General features: G+C 48.6%; 2 protein-coding genes. Both read left to right on the top strand.

The window, feature by feature from the left end; genetic code table 11:
- Window positions 1–66: 66 nt before the first annotated feature.
- Window positions 67–525 carry a helix-turn-helix domain-containing protein gene (locus tag HRQ60_RS23385; RefSeq protein ID WP_172201020.1) on the top strand — a complete coding sequence of 153 codons (459 nt, stop codon included), beginning with the start codon at window positions 67–69 and terminating at the stop codon, window positions 523–525.
- The coding region (locus HRQ60_RS23380; protein ID WP_172201023.1) for an IS630 family transposase at window positions 522–1,156 on the top strand (635 nt) is incomplete at its 3' end. The genes HRQ60_RS23385 and HRQ60_RS23380, both read left to right, overlap by 4 nt.

Below are 1,156 nucleotides of genomic sequence, written 5' to 3'. Positions count from 1 at the left end.
CCTTGACCGCTTAACATTTTAGCTTTATCCTCTCCTTATCGAACCGAAAATCGGGAGGGTTAAGCGATGAATAAAAAATATAAAGTGGAATTAAACGATTTACAACGCGAGCAGATCAACCAAATTCTTCATGCGCCTAAAATCGCCAAAGGTCTTCGCAATCGCTGCCTCATTTTACTTTTGGCCGACGAAAGTCAGGGAGCGATTCCGAAACAGTTGGAAATCGCTCAGCGCGTAGGTGTGAGCGACGTGACCGTGTATCATACCGTGAAAAGCTACGTGAACGACGGGCTTGAAGCCACCCTTTCCTATCGCCAATCCCCCAATCCCGGACGTCCGGCTGCGCTTACGGGTGAAGAAGAAGCTCGAGTCATTGCTCTGGCTTGTTCCGAGCCACCCGAAGGTTATGCGCGCTGGACCATTCGGTTGTTGACGCATCGCGTCATTGAACTCAACATCATGGAGAGCGTAGGACGTGAAACGATTCGTCAAGCTTTAAAAAAACGAAACTTAAGCCTCACCTGAAGAAACAATGGTGCATTCCAGCCAAAGCGAATGCCGAATTTGTCGCGCGAATGGAAGACATCCTAGAGACGTACGGTCGAGCTTACGACTCCTCCATTCCCCTCATTTGTATGGATGAGCAACCGATCCAGCTATTAAACGATGTCTATGCGCCGGAAAAGATGAAGCCGGGAAAAGTTCGACGCGAAGACTACGAGTACAAGCGAAAAGGCAGTTGCAGCCTCTTTATGTTCACCGAGCCTCTAGCCGGTTGGCGTCATGCTCAAGTGAGCGCAAGACGGACCAAAGTCGATTGGGCTCACCAAATTCAAGAACTTTTAGATCTCCACTACCCTCAAGCGAAGCGTGTTCGACTCGTTATGGACAACTTGAATACCCATTCGATTTCCTCCTTGTATGAAGCTTTTGCTCCTGAAGTCGCATTGGCTCTCGCTCAACGGTTGGAAATTCATTACACACCCAAACATGGGAGTTGGTTGAACATGGCTGAAATTGAACTCAGCGCGTTGACGATTCAATGTTTGGATCGTCGAATCGGTTCGATGGAAGAACTCCAACGGGAAGTCACGGCTTGGGAAGTCGAGCGTAACCAGAACCAAAAATCGATCCAATGGCATTTCACAACTGAGCA

The organism is Saccharibacillus qingshengii (genome assembly GCF_013185195.1).
Classification (GTDB): Bacteria; Bacillota; Bacilli; order Paenibacillales; family Paenibacillaceae; genus Saccharibacillus; species Saccharibacillus qingshengii.
The sequence above is the reverse complement of the archived record's forward strand: the minus strand, read 5'-3'. Positions and strand labels throughout refer to the sequence as shown.